We start from the raw sequence: 14,535 nt of genomic DNA, 5'->3' as shown, positions 1-14,535 counted from the left end.
TCAGGCTTTTGCCGCGCCGCGCACAGCAGGCTTGCGACGGAAAAAGCTGATGAGGTTGCGCACCATCTGGCTCAAGGCTTCAGCGCGCAACTGGCGTGCTTGGCGCAGGATGGCTTCGTGGTCGATTTTCACATTGGTTTCCAGCATTGGACATTTCCCTTTGGATCTGTCCCCCCTGCCCAAAGAAATGCCTGTTCTGGCATCGATTTGCAACGCAAAGCCCCATGCGTTTTCTGCATTGCCGTTGCCCGCCGCGCGCAAGCGCGGGGCTTGACCTTGGCCTGCGGCTGGCATCTGTTCCGCCCTGATCTTCGCAGACAAAAGGCCACAAGGTGACTCAAGGCAAGGCAACCGCCATCGGATTTTCCGCCATTTTGATGTGGGCGCTCTTGGCGCTGTTCACCATCGGCTCGGCCCCGGTGCCGCCCTTCCTGCTCAACGCCCTGTGCTTTGGCATTGGTGGCACCATCGGCCTGATCTGGACCGCGCGGCGTGGCTTTGGCGTGCTGACCCGTGTGTCGTGGAAGGTTTATGCCTTTGGCACCCTTGGCCTTTTTGGCTATCACTTTTTGTATTTCACCGCCTTCCGCATCGCCCCGACCGCCGAAACCGGGCTGATCGCCTATCTGTGGCCGCTGTTCATCGTGCTGTTCTCGGGCCTTCTGCCGGGCGAACGACTGCGCCCTCTGCACATCCTTGGGGCGCTGATCGCCTTTGCCGGGGCAGCGCTGATCGTGCTGCGCGGCGGGGTGGATCTGGGCGGCGCCTCGGCCCCCGGTCTTGTTCTGGGCTTTGGCTGCGCGCTCACCTGGGCGGCCTATTCCGTGCTGTCGCGCCGTCTGGGCAGCGTGCCCACCGAAAGCGTCACCGTCTTTTGCCTTGCCACCGCGGTGCTGTCGCTGGTGGCACATCTGACGCTGGAAGAAACGCTGTGGCCCACCAGCACCTTGGGCTGGCTTTCGGTGCTGGCCTTGGGGCTGGGCCCGGTGGGGGCCGCCTTTTTCACATGGGACATCGGCATGAAAAAAGGCGACATCCAGCTTTTGGGTGTCGCCTCCTATGCCGCGCCTTTGTTGTCAACACTGGCCTTGATCCTTGCGGGGATCACCCCTGCCACCCCCGTCATCGGTGCGGCAGCGGTGCTGATCGCAGGGGGAGCGGCCTTGGCAGCGCGGGGCAGCGCCACCAAGGCCAAGGCAGACCTCAGTTCTGCATCAGGCGATTGATCTCTTCCTTCAAACGCATTTTCTGTTTCTTCATATCCGCGATTTTCAGAGCGTCCGTTGCCGGACTGCGCTGCTCACGCTCGACCTGTTCCGAGAGGTGCTCATGCTTGCGGCGCAGTTCCTGCAGGTGCGAAGCAACGGTCATCTTAACCCTCCTGTAATCGGTTCCAATGTGACGAGTGCATCACAAGACCCGAGTCGTGTCGCCCAAAATCGACAGAAAGGTCACAGGACTTGCCGCAAATTCAGCGAAATCGCGCCAAAAGGTCGCCGCCGTTGCGCAAAACCGCGCTCGCCTCGGGCGTGTAATTCTCGCGGTCGCCGTCATGGGCAGGGCCCGCATGCAGCACAAGCGGGGCCAGCAGGCGGAACGGCCCCCGCCCGCCCTTGCGCGCCTGCACGATGATGCGCAACGCCGCGCGCCCCGCACGCGGGGCCAGCGGCAGCACGCTGACCGATCCAAGCTTGCCCGCCCCCGCCAGCACCGCTGGCAAGCCGTCGCTGCCGCAGATCAGCGTCAGCCAGCCGCCGGGGGCAAGCCTGCGCGCGCCCGCCTGCACCCAGTCGCCCAAGGGCAACTCCACCTGCATGGCGCGTGCCCGTTCCGGCACCGGCGACCGTGTTCCTTCGGGCGGGTAATAGGGCGGGTTCATGATCACATGGTCGAAATCCACCCGCAGCGCGGCGGGCATCTGCGTCAGATCGCCATCATGCACCTGCATCGCCACGCCATTGCGCGCCGCGTTGCGCCGCGCCAGCGCCGCATAGCCCGGCTGCACCTCCAGCCCCGACAACATCACCCCCGGCACCCGCGCGCCCAGACACAGGCTGGCCGCCCCTGCGCCACAGCCGATGTCCAGCACCCGATCCCCCGCGCGCGCCGGGCAGGCGGCGGCCAGAAGCACCGGGTCGGTGGCCGCCCGGTAGCCTTTGGCGGGCTGCAACAGGTTCAGCCTGCCACACAGGAACTTGTCATCTGTCAGGTCGGCATCGTCGAACATCGGGGCAGCTTGGCTTACAATCCGGGGTCGATGTCATTGTCGCGCAGCACCGTGCGCGCCAGAAACAGGTCTTGATCTCGCACCATCAACCGACGCGGCAATATGCCAAGGCTGCCATCAAGGATGCTCATGTGGACGTCCATTTCAAACGTCGCTATACCCTCGCCCTGTAGCAGGGCCTGGGCATAGGCGATCAGGGTTATGTCGTTTGTGCGCAACAGCTCTTTCATGGGCCCAGATTTATGGCCTTTTCACGCAAAAGGCGAGAGTGGAGCAGGCAGGGGATGAGTTTGGATCGGATCGCAGCAGAACAGCCTCCGCAAAAGCCACAAGAACGGCTCTCCGCTTGGCTGGCGCGCGATATGGATGCGGTCAATCAGCTGATCCGCGACCGCATGGCCAGCGAACATGCGCCGCGAATCCCCGAGGTGACAGCGCATCTGATCGAGGCCGGAGGCAAGCGCCTGCGCCCGATGCTCACCCTCGCCGCCGCGCGGATGTGCGGCTATGACGGGCCGTTCCATGTGCATCTGGCGGCAACGGTGGAATTCATCCACACCGCCACGCTGTTGCATGATGATGTCGTCGATGAAAGCCAGCAACGCCGCGGCCGCCCTACGGCCAACCTGCTGTGGGACAACAAATCCAGCGTGCTGGTCGGCGATTACCTCTTTGCCCGCAGCTTCCAGCTGATGACCGAAACCGGCAACATGCGGGTTCTGGCGATTCTGTCCAATGCCTCGGCGGTGATCGCCGAAGGCGAGGTGCTGCAACTGACCGCCGCGCAGGATCTGCGCACCGATGAAAGCATCTATCTCAAGGTGGTGCGCGGCAAGACGGCGGCGCTTTTCTCGGCCGCCACCGAAGTGGGCGGCGTCATCGCCGGGGCCAGCCCGGATCAGGTGCAGGCGCTGTATGATTATGGCGACGCGCTGGGCATCGCCTTCCAGATCGTCGATGACCTGCTGGATTACGGCGGCACCGATGCGGCCATCGGCAAGAACACCGGCGATGATTTCCGCGAACGCAAGCTGACGCTGCCGGTCATCAAGGCGGTGGAGAAAGCCTCGATCGAAGAGCGCGCCTTCTGGCAGCGGGTGATCGAACAGGGGGATCAGCGCGAGGGCGATCTGGAACATGCCCGCGTCGTCATGGCCCGCCATGGCGCGATGGAAGCCGCCCGCGCCGATGCGCTGGCATGGGCCGCAAAGGCGCGCGCGGCGCTTGCGCCGCTGCCCGCCCATGATCTGCGCGACATGCTGTCTGATCTGGCCGATTACGTGGTCGAACGCATCAGCTGAGCATGCGGGCAGGGGCCACCCACCAGCCCGGCTCGGCGCTCTGCACCGCCCGCGCGGCGGCCTCTGCCGCGCCCGCGCTGCCAAACAGCCCGAAACAGGTGGCGCCCGAGCCGGACATCCGCGCCAAGAGGCACCCGGGCTGCGCGGCCAAGGCGGCCTTCACCGCGCCGATCACCGGGGCCACCGCCTGCGCCGCAGGCTCCAGATCATTGCGCATCTGGTGAAGAAAGTCCGCCAGCGCCGGGGCCGCGGCCATCGGCGGCAGCTCTGGCATCGGTGGGTTGTCCTTGCGCGCCAGCCCTCGGAACACTGCGGGGGTTGCCACGCCGACCCCCGGATTGACCAGCACCAGCCACGCCTCGGGCAGGGGGGGCAGCACGGTCAAGACCTCGCCCACGCCTTGCATCCGCAGCGGGACTCCGCGCAGACACACCGGCACATCCGCCCCCAGCCGCAGCACCTCGGCCTCTGTCGGCAGGGCGCGCCCCAGTTGCGCCAGCGCGCGCAAACAGGCCGCCGCATCCGCCGAGCCGCCCCCGATCCCCGAAGCCACCGGCAACACCTTGTCCAGCGTGATCGCCGCCGCCCCGCCCATCAGCCGCGCCGCGCGCAGCACCAGATTGTCGTCGCTGACCGGCAGCGCCGCCGCCTGTGGCCCGGTGATCGTCAGGCTCAGCGCCGCGTCATGGCGCAGCGATACCCGGTCCCCCACATCGGCGAACACCACCAGCGAATCCAGCAGATGATAGCCGTCGGCCCGCTGTCCGGTCACATGCAGCGTCAGGTTCACCTTGGCCGGGGCAAATTCCGTTGCCACCGCCGTCTCAGTTGCCATTCGTCACCGGCGCCAGCGGCGGCGCGCCTTCTTCGGCCAGCACCGCATCCAGACCGATGTCCAGCTTGCGCCGGATGCGCACCGCCTCATCCTCTTCGGGGTCAAAGGACAGCGCGCGCCGCCACTGGAAGCGCGCTTCCAACTGCCGCCCCACCGCCCAATAGACATCGCCCAGATGATCGGTCACCACCGGGTCCACCGGTTCCAGCAGGCTGGCCCGCTCCATCGGTGCCAAAGCGTCTTCATAGCGGCCCAGCCGGAAATAGGCCCAAGCCAGACTGTCGATGATATACCCCGCCTCGGGCCGCGCCGCGACCGCGCGCTCGATCATCTCCAGCGCCTCTTCCAGATTCTCGCCCCGGTCCACAAAGCTGTAGCCCAGATAGTTCAGCACCTGTGGCTGATCCGGGTTCAGCTCCAGCGCCTTGCGGAAATCGGCCTCGGCCTCCTCCCACTGGCCCGAGCGTTCATGCGACACTGCGCGGGCATAGAACAGGCCCCAATGGCGGTTTTCGGGCTCTGGCACCAAGGCTAAGGCCACATCATAGGCGGCGCTCGCCTCTTCGAACCGCTCTTGCCGGTGCAGCGTATCGCCATAGGCCATATGCACCAGCAGCAGGTCCGGATGGCTTTCGGTCAGCGCCTTGAGCGCCGCCAAAGCCGCGTCGGGCTGTTCCAGCGCGATCAGGGTGGCAGCCCGCCCGATTTCGGCCGCGTGAAAGCTGGCGTGGTCGGGCGGCAACAGCGCATAGGTTTCCCCCGCCAGCTCGAACTGGCGCAATTGCTCCAGCAGGCCCGCCGACAGCAACAGCGCTTCGGCATGGTTGGGGTTCAGGTCCAGCGCTGCCCGGGAATAGAGCAGCGTATAGCCATCCTCGGCCTCACCGTTCAGCGCGACGGCCACGGTGAAGAACACTTCGGCAATGCCATCCTTGGCGCTGCGCACCACGTCAAAGGCCAAAGGCGTGCCTGCCTCCACCTGCGCCCGCAGCGCCGTCACCTCCGGGTCCGGGTCGCCGCCAAAGCCGCGTTCCAGCAAGGCGGCGGCCTCATCGAATTTCTCCAACTGGGTCAGGATCTGCACATGCGCGATCAGGCCCCGGCGGTTCACCACCAACGGCCCCTCGGCGCGGCCCGACAAAATGTCATCCGCCCCTTCAAAATCGCCCACCGCCGCCAAGGCCAGCGCCTTGTGATACAGACCGAAGGCCTTGAGCCCATCCGTCGCGGCAACCGCGTCAAAAGCCGCCAGCGTCTCTGACATGCGGCCCTTGCCGAACTGCGCCCAAGCAGCGGTCAGATCATCCAGCAGATTGCCGATCTTGCGAGACGCCGGCAGCGCCAGCAGACTGTCATGATCCTCGGCCTGCACGTCGCGCACCAAAAGCGCGATATTGGCCCCGATGCTGCGCCCTTCCAGCGCGGTCAGGCGCTGGGCGGCTTCGGCTGCGCGGGGGAAATCCCCGATGCCGATGAAGGACAGCACCGCCCCCTCCAGCAGGCCCAGATTGTCGGGGTCAGATTCCAGCGCCCGCGCAAACCAGAACGCGCCTTGGCGGAAATCGTTTTGCACCGCCGCAGAACGCGCCGCGAGATAGGCCCCGGCATCCCCCGGTTCCGCCACGGGCGGCGGGGACGGGTCGGTCTGCGCGGGCAGGGATGCCGGGGTCAACGCGAGCAGTGCCGCCAGAACAGCGGCAGTCAGGCGGGGCGGCAGAGGGTGGGTCATTGCGGCACTTTTCATGGGAAGGACAGCGCAAAGCTAGCGGCCCCCCGCGCCGCTGGCAATGGCGGGGGGCCATGTGCAGCGATGATCGCGCAAATGTCAGAAAAAACCCACCAAGGCGATCCCCACCGCCGCCAGCAGCGGCAGCCCGATCAACAACAGCGGCACATTCAGCCACTGCCCCGACCGCGCCACCGTCAGCGCCGGATAGACCACCGGCCAGCGCCCGCTTTGGGCCGCCTGCGCCAGCGTCGTCACCGAAACCGGCAGCCGCACCCCGAACAACAAGGGCGGCGCGATCGGCCAGCCCGGGCGGCGCAGCAGCGCTTCGTCCCGGTGGTGAAAGCGCGGCTCATAACCGGTCATATCCACCGAAAAGGCCGCAGCGAAAGCCGCCAGAAAAGCCTCGGCCTCCGCCCCGTCCAGATCCAGCGCCGCCAGCACATCGGCCTGTTCGGCCGCTGTCAGCCGCCGCCCGGTCCGGCGCTCGACAAACACCACAATGTCCTCGCGCCCCGGTCCGTTCATCTTGCCTCACATGTTCGGATAATTCGGGCCGCCCGCGCCTTGCGGGGTGGTCCAGACGATGTTCTGCGACGGGTCCTTGATATCACAGGTCTTGCAATGCACGCAGTTCTGAAAGTTGATCACAAAGCGCGGGGCCTTGCCGTCTTCCGCCACCACCTCATACACGCCCGCCGGGCAATAGCGTTGCGCGGGTTCGGCATATTTCGGCAGGTTCACCGCAATCGGGATCGACGGGTCCTTGAGCTTCAGATGCGCGGGCTGCGCTTCGTCATGGTTGGTAAAGCTATAGGCCACGTTCGTCAGGCGGTCGAAAGACAGCGTGCCATCGGGCTTGGGGTAATCGATCGGCGCGAAATCCTTGGCAAGCCCCGTTGCCGCCGCATCCGATTTCCCATGCTTCAGCGTGCCGAACAGCGAAAAGCCCAAGGTGTTGGTCCACATGTCCAGACCGCCGCCCATCAGGCTGGCGACCAACCCGTATTTCGACCACAGCGGCTTGACGTTGCGCACCTTCTTCAGGTCGGCGCCAATCGCGCCGCCGCGCACCTCGGCCTCATAGGCCGCCAACTCATCGCCCGCGCGGCCCGCCTTGATCGCGGCATGGGCCGCTTCGGCCGCTGCCTTGCCCGACAGCATGGCGTTGTGATTGCCCTTGATGCGCGGCACGTTCACCATGCCCACCGAACAACCCAAGAGCGCCACCCCCGGTGCCACCATCTTGGGCATCGACTGCCAGCCACCCTCGGAGATCGCCCGCGCGCCATAGGCCACGCGTTTGCCGCCCGCCAAAAGCTCGGCCACCATCGGGTGATGCTTGAAGCGCTGGAATTCCATATAGGGGTAAAGATGCGGGTTCTCGTAGTTCAGGTGCACCACGAAACCGATGTAAACCTGATTGTTTTCCAGATGATAAATGAACGACCCGCCGCCCGCATTCTTGCCCAAGGGCCAACCCATCGTATGCGTGACGGTGCCAAGCTTGTGCTTGGCCGGGTCGATCTCCCAGATTTCCTTCATGCCAAGGCCGTATTTCTGCGGGCAATGGCCTTTGGACAGATCGTATTTCTCGATCACCTGCTTGGACAGGCTGCCGCGCACGCCTTCCGACAGGAAGACATATTTGCCATGCAGCTCCATTCCCGGTTCATGAGACGGCCCCGGCTCTCCGGTCGCGGGATCGCGGCCAAACTCGCCCGCCACCACGCCCGCCACACGGTTCCCGTCAAACACCAACTCGCTGCAGGACATGCCGGGGAAGATCTCTACCCCCAACCCTTCGGCCACGCCCGCCATCCAGCGGCAGACATTGGCCATCGACACGATGTAATTGCCGTGGTTGTTCATCAGGGGCGGCATCGGGAAGTTGGGGATGCGGATCTGCCCGGCAGGCCCGAGCATGTAGAAGTTGTCTTCCTGCACCAGCGTCTTGATCGGCGCGCCCATGCTGCGCCAGTCGGGCAGCAAGGCGTCCAGACCCACCGGGTCCAGCACCGCCCCCGAAAGGATATGCGCGCCCACTTCCGAGCCTTTTTCCAGCACCACCACCGACAGATCGGCGTCCAGTTGCTTCAACCGGATCGCGGCAGACAGGCCCGCCGGGCCTGCGCCGACGATGACCACGTCATATTCCATCTTTTCACGTGCAATCTGGCTCATCTGTCGTCTCCGCTGACGGGCCGGGCCCGTGTCTGATCTCGTGATTTTGCTGGCTTTGTCATTGCCCGATGGCAGACTTAGGGTCAACCATAACGCAACATCACATTGCCGCAATGCAGCGCGCCCGCAACTTTCTGTCGCGCCTGCCCAAGGCCCGCGCGCCCTTGGGCGACAACCCGCCGCCGCCGTGCAGCATCTCCTCTTGCATTTCACCCCGCCATCCGCTTGGGTAATCTTCAGTTAGTGACGGGCCATGGCCCCCCACAGGGGCCGTGGCCTCCCTTTTCGTGGAAGATGGACGATGGAAAAGATCCCGATGACCCGTGGCGGATTTGACGCTCTGGATGAAGAGCTGAAAACCCTCAAATCGGTGGAGCGCCCGGCCGTGATCCGCGCGATTGCCGAAGCGCGTGAGCATGGTGATCTGTCGGAAAACGCCGAATACCACTCGGCCCGCGAAAAGCAGTCCTTCATCGAAGGCCGCATCAAAGAGCTGGAGGGCATCCTCTCTCTGGCCGAGGTGATCGATCCCACCAAGCTGTCGGGGTCCATCAAGTTTGGCGCCACCGTCGTGCTCGTCGACGAAGACACCGAAGAAGAGCGTAAATATCAGATCGTTGGCGAAACCGAGGCCGATATCGAACGCGGCCTGCTCAACATCCGCTCGCCTCTGGCGCGCGCCTTGATCGGCAAGGACGAAGGTGACAGCGTCGAGGTCAAGACCCCCGGCGGGGATCGCAGTTATGAAGTGGTCAGCGTTCGTTACGTCTGATTCCCGGCGCGCAGCGAGGCACCCATGCCCGACACCGAAGACAAGACCATCGACCTCGCCTTGACCGCCCGCACCGAAGTGCCGCGCTTCGCCGTGACCGAAATGATCGCCGCCGCCCTGTCGGTGATCTGGGTGGTTGCGGTGGTGGTCTATGTGCTCAACGCCCCCGAAGGCAGCGGCCTCCCCGGTCTGGTGATGACGCTGCTGGTGGTCTTTCTGCCGCTGGCGCTGATCTGGGCGGCCGTCACCACCTTGCGCTCCGTCCGCGAACTCCGGGCCGAGGCCGCGCGTCTGCAAGCCACGGTCGATGCGATGCGCACCGCCTATGTCAACGCGCAGCGCAAGGACGCGGCGGGGATGCGCCCTTCGGTCGAGAAAAAGCTTGATGACATCGCGCGCCAGACGGAAACCGCGCTGGCGAGCTTCAGCACACGCCGCGATGCCGCACTGACCCAACCCTCGGCCGACCGCAAGGCAGCGCTGGTGCCGCCCCCGCCGCCCGCGCCCGCCGAGGAACAACCCGGCCTCGCCTTGGGCACGCCTGCCGAATCGATGCGCCCACCGCTTTCGGTGGCCGATTTCATCCGCGCCCTGCAATTTCCCGAAAACCCGGATGACCGCGAAGGCTTCCGCGCCTTGCGTCTGGCACTGGAAGACCGCGACGTGGCCAAGCTGATCCGCGCCGCCCAAGACGTGCTGACGCTGATGAGCCAAGAGGGCATCTATATGGATGACCTGCGCCCCGACCGCGCGCGCCCCGAACTCTGGCGCCGTTTCGCGGCAGGCGAACGCGGGCGCGGCATCGCCGCCATCGGCGGGGTGCGCGACCGCTCGTCCTTGGCGCTCACCGCCGGGCGGATGCGCGAAGATCCGGTGTTCCGCGACGCGGGCCACCATTTCCTGCGCACCTTCGACCGCATGTTCCAGCAGTTCGAGAAGAACGCCACCGATGCCGAGATTTCCGAACTGGCCGACACCCGCACCGCCCGCGCCTTCATGCTCTTTGGCCGGGTGATGGGCGTCTTTGACTAGACCTTAAGGCCGGGGCGCCGCCGCGCGCCGCAGCCGATCATTGATCGCCCGGCCAAGCCCCTGCTCGGGCACGGGCGCAAAGCCGATGCGCCCGCCCGGGCCTGCCAGATCATCGGCTTCGCGCAGCGTCTGGAACAGTGCCGCCGCCGCCTCCACCAGATCGCCGCGCGGCGAAAGCGACAGCGCCGCCCCGTCGCAGCCGGGGCCAAAGCCCACCCAGACCTCGCCCACCACCGGCTCCGTCACCTGCAAGCGCACCCCGGCTTCGGGTGCGTAATGGCTGGCCAGCTGTCCCGGCGCGGTCGGCTTATGGGCATCGCCGCCCGTCCCGATCGGGCCGAGCATCGCCTCCAGCGCCTCCACCGGCACACCGCCGGGGCGCAGCAGGGTCGGGGGGCCATCCAGCCCCAGAATGGTGGATTCCACCCCCACCGTGCAGGGCCCGCCATCCAGAATGGCATCAATCTTGCCGCCCAAACCTTGCCGCACATGCGCGGCCCGTGTCGGCGACACCCGCCCCGAAGGATTGGCCGAAGGCGCGGCCAGCGGCCCGCCAAACGCCCGGATCAAGGCCTGCGCCACCGGATGCGCCGGGCAGCGGATCGCCACCGTGGCCAGTCCCGCCGTTACCAATGGCGACAGCCCCGATCCCGCGCGCAGCGGCAACACAAGTGTCAGCGCGCCGGGCCAGAAGGCCGCCGCCACCGCCCGCGCGCGGTCATCGAACACCGCGATCTCTTCCGCCATCTCCAGCCCGGTCACATGCGCGATCAGCGGGTTAAAGCTGGGCCGCGCCTTGGCCGCAAAGATCTGCGCCACCGCCGTCCCGTTGCGCGCATCGCCCGCCAGCCCGTAGACCGTCTCGGTCGGCATCGCCACCAGACCGCCCGCGCGCAAAATCGCCGCAGCCTCTGCAATGCCCGTTTGGTCCGGGCCAAGGTCTTTGGTAATAAGTGTCATGTGACGCAGCGTAGGGCTTGAGAGGTTGGCCCCCATGGCTAACCTGTGCTCAACGCCCTTACCCTTGCCCGCCGCATTTGCCAAGGCAAGCCGCCCTGTCGCCGACATATCCGAGGTTCCGATGCCCTACCGCGCCCCCCTCTCTGATCTGCGCTTTCTGCTGGATCATGTCGTCGGCTTCCCGCAGGTCGCCGCCACCGACCGTTTTGCCGAAGCCACGCCGGAAACGGTTGACGCCGTGCTGACCGAGGCAGGTCGTCTGGCCTCGGAAGTGCTGGCCCCGGTCAACCGCGCCGGTGACAAAGTGCCGGCCCGGCTTGAAAACGGTGTCCTGCGCTCTTCTCCCGGCTATGCCGAGGCCTATCACGCCATCGCCGAGGGCGGCTGGGTCGCCATCGCCGCCGCGTCTGAAAATGGCGGCATGGGCCTGCCGCTTACCCTTGCCAGCGCGGTGAATGAAATGTTCTCGGGCGCCTGCCTGTCCTTGCAGTTGAACCCGCTCTTGACCCAAGGCCAGATCGAAGCGCTGGAACACCACGCGAGCGACGACCTCAAGGCCACCTATCTGCCCAAGCTGATCTCGGGCGAATGGAACGGCACGATGAACCTGACCGAACCGCAGGCCGGGTCTGATGTCGGCGCGCTCCGTGCCAAGGCCGAACCGAAGGGCGACGGCAGCTATGCGATCAGCGGCCAGAAAATCTATATCACTTGGGGCGATAGCGATTTTCAGGCCAACACCATCCATCTGGTGCTGGCCCGCCTGCCCGATGGCGCGCCCGGCACCTCGGGCATCAGCTTGTTTCTGGTGCCGAAATTCCTGCCCGATGCGGCGGGCAATCCCGGCCCGCGCAACAGCCTTTCGGTGGTCAGTCTGGAACACAAGCTGGGCATCCATGGCAGCCCGACCTGCGTGATGCAATTCGACGGTGCCACGGGCTGGCTGGTGGGCGCCCCGCACAAGGGTATGGCGGCGATGTTCACCATGATGAACAACGCCCGGCTGGGCGTGGGTCTGCAAGGCGTCGGCGTGGCCGAAGCCGCCTATCAGCAGGCGCTTGATTACGCGATGACCCGCACCCAAGGCCGCACCGCCGATCCGGCCACCCCCACCATCATCGGCCATGCCGATGTGCGTCGGATGCTGGCCACGATGAAGGCACAAGTCACCTCGGCCCGCGCCATCGGCCTGTCTTGCGCCGTCGCCATCGACATGGCCCATGCCACCGGCGAAGCCGCTTGGAAGGCCCGCGCGGCCTTCCTGACCCCGATCGCCAAGGCCTATGGCACCGATGTCGGCGTCGCCGTCGCCTCCGAAGGGGTGCAGATCCACGGCGGCATGGGCTTTATCGAAGAAACCGGCGCCGCCCAATTCCTGCGCGATGCCCGCATCACGCCGATCTACGAAGGCACCAATGGCATTCAGGCCATGGACCTCGTCGCCCGCAAGATGATGGACAATGGCGAGGCCGCGTTCCTCTTGCTGCGCGAAATCGAGATGGGCGCGCAAACCGCCCGCGCCCGGCTCCCCGATCTGGCCGAAGATGTCTGGCAGGCCTGCGAATCGCTGCGCGAAGCCACCGAGGCGCTGCTGGCGCAGGACCTGACCGACCGTTTCGCCGGGGCGGTGCCCTATCTGCGCGCCTTTGCGCTGGTGCTGGGCGGGCATTTCCACCTGAAATCCGCGCTGGCCGAAGGCGGCAGCGGCCCGCGCACCGCGCTGGCCCGCGTCGCGGTGAAACGCCTCTTGCCGGAATATCTTGGCCTTCTGGCCCAGATGCGCGAAGGCGCAGCCGATCTGTACGCGCTGTCGCCCGAAGACTTCGCCGCATGACCCCCGACAGCGGCGCGGGCATCCGCCATCCGTTCGCGGAGGCCCCCGCCGAAGGCACCGCCACCGAAGTCGCGCCGGGCATCCTGTGGATGCGCCTGCCGCTGCCAATGACGCTCGATCACGTCAACGTCTATGCGCTGGACGAAGGCGACGGCTGGACGCTGATCGACACCGGGATGGACACCAAGCGCAGCCGCGCGATCTGGCAGCACTTGCTGGCGGGGCCGCTGGCAGGCCGTCCGGTGCGCCGTGTCATCGTCACCCACCACCACCCCGATCACGTCGGCCTTGCCGGCTGGTTTCAGGCGCAAGGGGCAGAGCTTCTGATGCCCCGCACCGCATGGCTTTATGCCCGGATGCTGGTGCTGGATGAACAGCCCGTCCCCAGCCCCGAAGCGCATCTGTTTTCCCAACGCGCCGGAATGCCAGCCGCGATGCTGGCCGAACGCGCCACCGCCCGCCCGTTCAATTTCTGCGACGTGGTGGCCCCGATGCCCTTGGGCTTCACCGTGCTGAACGATGGCGGCACCCTCCACATGGCCGGGCGCGACTGGACCATCCGCTTCGGCTCGGGCCATGCGCCCGATCATGCCACCTTCTGGTCGGGCGATCTGATTCTAGGCGGCGATCAACTCTTGCCCGGCATCTCCGCCAACATCGGCGTCTACCCGACCGAGCCTGATGGCGACCCGCTGGCCGATTGGCTGCACAGCTGCCGTCAGTTTCAACCGCTGGCGCGTGACTCGCAGCTGGTGCTGCCCGGCCATAAACTGCCCTTCACCGGCCTGCCGCTGCGGCTGGTGCAGATGATCGACAACCACCTCGGCGCGCTCGACCGCCTGCACGACCATCTGGCCCAGCCCCGCACCGCCGCCGACTGTTTCCTTCCGCTGTTCAAGCGCGAGATCACCGGCCCGGCCTATGGCATGGCGCTGGTCGAGTCGGTGGCGCATCTGAACCACCTCTTGCATCAGGGCCGCGTTTCGCGCCACCTTTCCCCCGAAGGCGCGTGGCTGTGGCAAAGGATCTGACGGATGACAAAGGCAAAAACACAGGCGGTCGAAACTCTGGCGCCCGCCAAGGCCAAGCCGCAAAGCCCTGCCGAATCCGCCTATGAACGCGTCATCCTTCATCTGCGCCATTTTGAAGCCCAGCTCGACAACGCGCATGAGGTTGCGCTTGGCTTCACCGGATCAGACGCGGGCATCCTGCAGATCGAAGGTCTGGGCTTTCACGATCCGGACATCCTCACCTTCTATGGCATCGACGAAGAGGGCCAGAAAACCCAGTTGATTCAGCACGTCAGCCAGTTGAACGTGATCCTGCGCGCGGTGCCCAAACGCCGCCCCGCCGAACCGCCGCGCCGCATCGGCTTTCGTCTGCCCAGCGGCTGGGCAGGGGGCGAATCCGGCGACGGATCGGCCTGATCCCGCCGCGCCCCTCTTCGATCTGTCGCACATCCGGCCCCGTGACAGGGCGGCGTGAATCGTTTATCAGCAGGAAAAGACCCAACAAAGGAAGTCGCGACATGGCCGAACACAAGCATGGCAGCATGGACATCACCGCTCAGGAAAAAGCCTTCGCAGGCTTCATCCGCTTGGTCACTTGGGGCGCCTGCATCAGCATCGGCATCCTGATCTTCCTGGCTCTTGTCAACGCCTGAA

Annotated in this window: 17 protein-coding genes; 8 read left to right on the top strand and 9 right to left on the bottom strand. The window is 65.8% G+C overall.

Annotated features, from left to right (window positions below; all coding sequences use genetic code 11):
• A complete protein-coding gene (locus CUR21_RS18770; protein WP_198431643.1) occupies positions 1-147 on the bottom strand; it encodes an RSP_7527 family protein in 147 nt (48 codons plus the stop codon).
• A gap of 185 nt (positions 148-332) precedes the next feature.
• Here CUR21_RS18770 and CUR21_RS07155 point away from each other — a divergent pair, with 185 nt between their 5' ends.
• On the top strand, positions 333-1,226 hold the full coding sequence (locus CUR21_RS07155; RefSeq protein ID WP_100196322.1) for a DMT family transporter: 894 nt from the start codon (positions 333-335) through the stop codon (positions 1,224-1,226).
• Here the strand turns inward: CUR21_RS07155 and CUR21_RS07150 are convergent.
• From CUR21_RS07150 to CUR21_RS07140, 3 genes are all read right to left on the bottom strand, one after another.
• Entirely contained in the window at positions 1,204-1,371 is a 168-nt protein-coding gene (locus CUR21_RS07150; RefSeq protein ID WP_100196321.1) for a YdcH family protein, read from the bottom strand. The two genes, CUR21_RS07155 and CUR21_RS07150, sit on opposite strands and share 23 nt — an antisense overlap.
• 100 nt (positions 1,372-1,471) lie before the next feature.
• Positions 1,472-2,227, bottom strand: a complete 756-nt coding sequence (locus tag CUR21_RS07145; protein WP_100196320.1) for a tRNA1(Val) (adenine(37)-N6)-methyltransferase — start codon at positions 2,225-2,227, stop codon at positions 1,472-1,474.
• Between the two features lie 14 nt (positions 2,228-2,241).
• Positions 2,242-2,457 carry a DUF2007 domain-containing protein gene (locus tag CUR21_RS07140; protein WP_100196319.1) on the bottom strand — a complete coding sequence of 72 codons (216 nt, stop codon included), beginning with the start codon at positions 2,455-2,457 and terminating at the stop codon, positions 2,242-2,244.
• Positions 2,458-2,511: 54 nt separating this feature from the next.
• Between CUR21_RS07140 and CUR21_RS07135 the strand changes: the two genes are divergently transcribed.
• The gene (locus CUR21_RS07135) at positions 2,512-3,528 is read left to right on the top strand and encodes a polyprenyl synthetase family protein (protein ID WP_100196318.1); all 1,017 of its coding nucleotides are present in this window, start codon (positions 2,512-2,514) and stop codon (positions 3,526-3,528) included.
• Here the strand turns inward: CUR21_RS07135 and CUR21_RS07130 are convergent.
• The 4 genes from CUR21_RS07130 to CUR21_RS07115 form a co-directional block, all read right to left on the bottom strand.
• Positions 3,521-4,345, bottom strand: coding sequence for a 4-(cytidine 5'-diphospho)-2-C-methyl-D-erythritol kinase (locus CUR21_RS07130; RefSeq protein WP_100196786.1), 825 nt, complete (start codon positions 4,343-4,345; stop codon positions 3,521-3,523). The genes CUR21_RS07135 and CUR21_RS07130 overlap by 8 nt on opposite strands.
• A gap of 7 nt (positions 4,346-4,352) precedes the next feature.
• Positions 4,353-6,092 carry a tetratricopeptide repeat protein gene (locus tag CUR21_RS07125; protein WP_100196317.1) on the bottom strand — a complete coding sequence of 580 codons (1,740 nt, stop codon included), beginning with the start codon at positions 6,090-6,092 and terminating at the stop codon, positions 4,353-4,355.
• A 96-nt stretch (positions 6,093-6,188) separates the two neighbouring features.
• Positions 6,189-6,617, bottom strand: a complete 429-nt coding sequence (locus CUR21_RS07120; RefSeq protein WP_100196316.1) for a hypothetical protein — start codon at positions 6,615-6,617, stop codon at positions 6,189-6,191.
• Between the two features lie 6 nt (positions 6,618-6,623).
• On the bottom strand, positions 6,624-8,273 hold the full coding sequence (locus tag CUR21_RS07115; protein WP_100196315.1) for an electron transfer flavoprotein-ubiquinone oxidoreductase: 1,650 nt from the start codon (positions 8,271-8,273) through the stop codon (positions 6,624-6,626).
• A gap of 301 nt (positions 8,274-8,574) precedes the next feature.
• On the opposite strand from CUR21_RS07115, the gene greA reads away from it, so the two are divergent.
• Entirely contained in the window at positions 8,575-9,045 is a 471-nt protein-coding gene (gene greA / locus CUR21_RS07110; protein WP_198431642.1) for a transcription elongation factor GreA, read from the top strand.
• 24 nt (positions 9,046-9,069) lie between these two features.
• Entirely contained in the window at positions 9,070-10,077 is a 1,008-nt protein-coding gene (locus CUR21_RS07105) for a hypothetical protein (RefSeq protein ID WP_100196314.1), read from the top strand.
• Positions 10,078-10,080: 3 nt separating this feature from the next.
• Here CUR21_RS07105 and CUR21_RS07100 read toward each other — a convergent pair whose 3' ends face one another.
• A complete protein-coding gene (locus CUR21_RS07100; protein ID WP_100196313.1) occupies positions 10,081-11,037 on the bottom strand; it encodes an L-threonylcarbamoyladenylate synthase in 957 nt (318 codons plus the stop codon).
• Positions 11,038-11,158: 121 nt separating this feature from the next.
• Between CUR21_RS07100 and CUR21_RS07095 the strand changes: the two genes are divergently transcribed.
• From CUR21_RS07095 to CUR21_RS07080, 4 genes are all read left to right on the top strand, one after another.
• Positions 11,159-12,871 (top strand): acyl-CoA dehydrogenase, encoded by a 1,713-nt coding sequence (locus tag CUR21_RS07095; protein WP_100196312.1) that lies wholly within the window; start codon positions 11,159-11,161, stop codon positions 12,869-12,871.
• Entirely contained in the window at positions 12,868-13,902 is a 1,035-nt protein-coding gene (locus tag CUR21_RS07090) for an MBL fold metallo-hydrolase (RefSeq protein ID WP_100196311.1), read from the top strand. Before CUR21_RS07095 ends, CUR21_RS07090 begins: the two co-directional genes overlap by 4 nt.
• A 3-nt stretch (positions 13,903-13,905) precedes the next feature.
• Positions 13,906-14,298 carry a DUF6173 family protein gene (locus CUR21_RS07085; RefSeq protein ID WP_100196310.1) on the top strand — a complete coding sequence of 131 codons (393 nt, stop codon included), beginning with the start codon at positions 13,906-13,908 and terminating at the stop codon, positions 14,296-14,298.
• A 101-nt stretch (positions 14,299-14,399) separates the two neighbouring features.
• Positions 14,400-14,534, top strand: coding sequence for an aa3-type cytochrome c oxidase subunit IV (locus CUR21_RS07080; protein ID WP_100196309.1), 135 nt, complete (start codon positions 14,400-14,402; stop codon positions 14,532-14,534).
• Position 14,535: the final 1 nt, after the last annotated feature.

It is taken from the genome of Pseudorhodobacter sp. MZDSW-24AT (genome assembly GCF_002794355.1).
Taxonomy (GTDB): Bacteria; Pseudomonadota; Alphaproteobacteria; order Rhodobacterales; family Rhodobacteraceae; genus Pseudotabrizicola.
Note: the sequence above shows the minus strand (reverse complement) of the source record. Positions and strands in the feature narration are given on the sequence as shown.

Coding starts and splice junctions, on each gene's coding strand:
- CUR21_RS18770 (WP_198431643.1), bottom strand. CDS start 147: ATGCTGGAAACCAATGTGAAAATCGACCACGAAGCCATCCTGCGCCAA.
- CUR21_RS07150 (WP_100196321.1), bottom strand. CDS start 1,371: ATGACCGTTGCTTCGCACCTGCAGGAACTGCGCCGCAAGCATGAGCAC.
- CUR21_RS07145 (WP_100196320.1), bottom strand. CDS start 2,227: ATGTTCGACGATGCCGACCTGACAGATGACAAGTTCCTGTGTGGCAGG.
- CUR21_RS07140 (WP_100196319.1), bottom strand. CDS start 2,457: ATGAAAGAGCTGTTGCGCACAAACGACATAACCCTGATCGCCTATGCC.
- CUR21_RS07135 (WP_100196318.1), top strand. CDS start 2,512: ATGAGTTTGGATCGGATCGCAGCAGAACAGCCTCCGCAAAAGCCACAA.
- CUR21_RS07125 (WP_100196317.1), bottom strand. CDS start 6,092: ATGACCCACCCTCTGCCGCCCCGCCTGACTGCCGCTGTTCTGGCGGCA.
- CUR21_RS07120 (WP_100196316.1), bottom strand. CDS start 6,617: ATGAACGGACCGGGGCGCGAGGACATTGTGGTGTTTGTCGAGCGCCGG.
- CUR21_RS07115 (WP_100196315.1), bottom strand. CDS start 8,273: ATGAGCCAGATTGCACGTGAAAAGATGGAATATGACGTGGTCATCGTC.
- greA (WP_198431642.1), top strand. CDS start 8,575: ATGGAAAAGATCCCGATGACCCGTGGCGGATTTGACGCTCTGGATGAA.
- CUR21_RS07105 (WP_100196314.1), top strand. CDS start 9,070: ATGCCCGACACCGAAGACAAGACCATCGACCTCGCCTTGACCGCCCGC.
- CUR21_RS07100 (WP_100196313.1), bottom strand. CDS start 11,037: ATGACACTTATTACCAAAGACCTTGGCCCGGACCAAACGGGCATTGCA.
- CUR21_RS07095 (WP_100196312.1), top strand. CDS start 11,159: ATGCCCTACCGCGCCCCCCTCTCTGATCTGCGCTTTCTGCTGGATCAT.
- CUR21_RS07090 (WP_100196311.1), top strand. CDS start 12,868: ATGACCCCCGACAGCGGCGCGGGCATCCGCCATCCGTTCGCGGAGGCC.
- CUR21_RS07085 (WP_100196310.1), top strand. CDS start 13,906: ATGACAAAGGCAAAAACACAGGCGGTCGAAACTCTGGCGCCCGCCAAG.
- CUR21_RS07080 (WP_100196309.1), top strand. CDS start 14,400: ATGGCCGAACACAAGCATGGCAGCATGGACATCACCGCTCAGGAAAAA.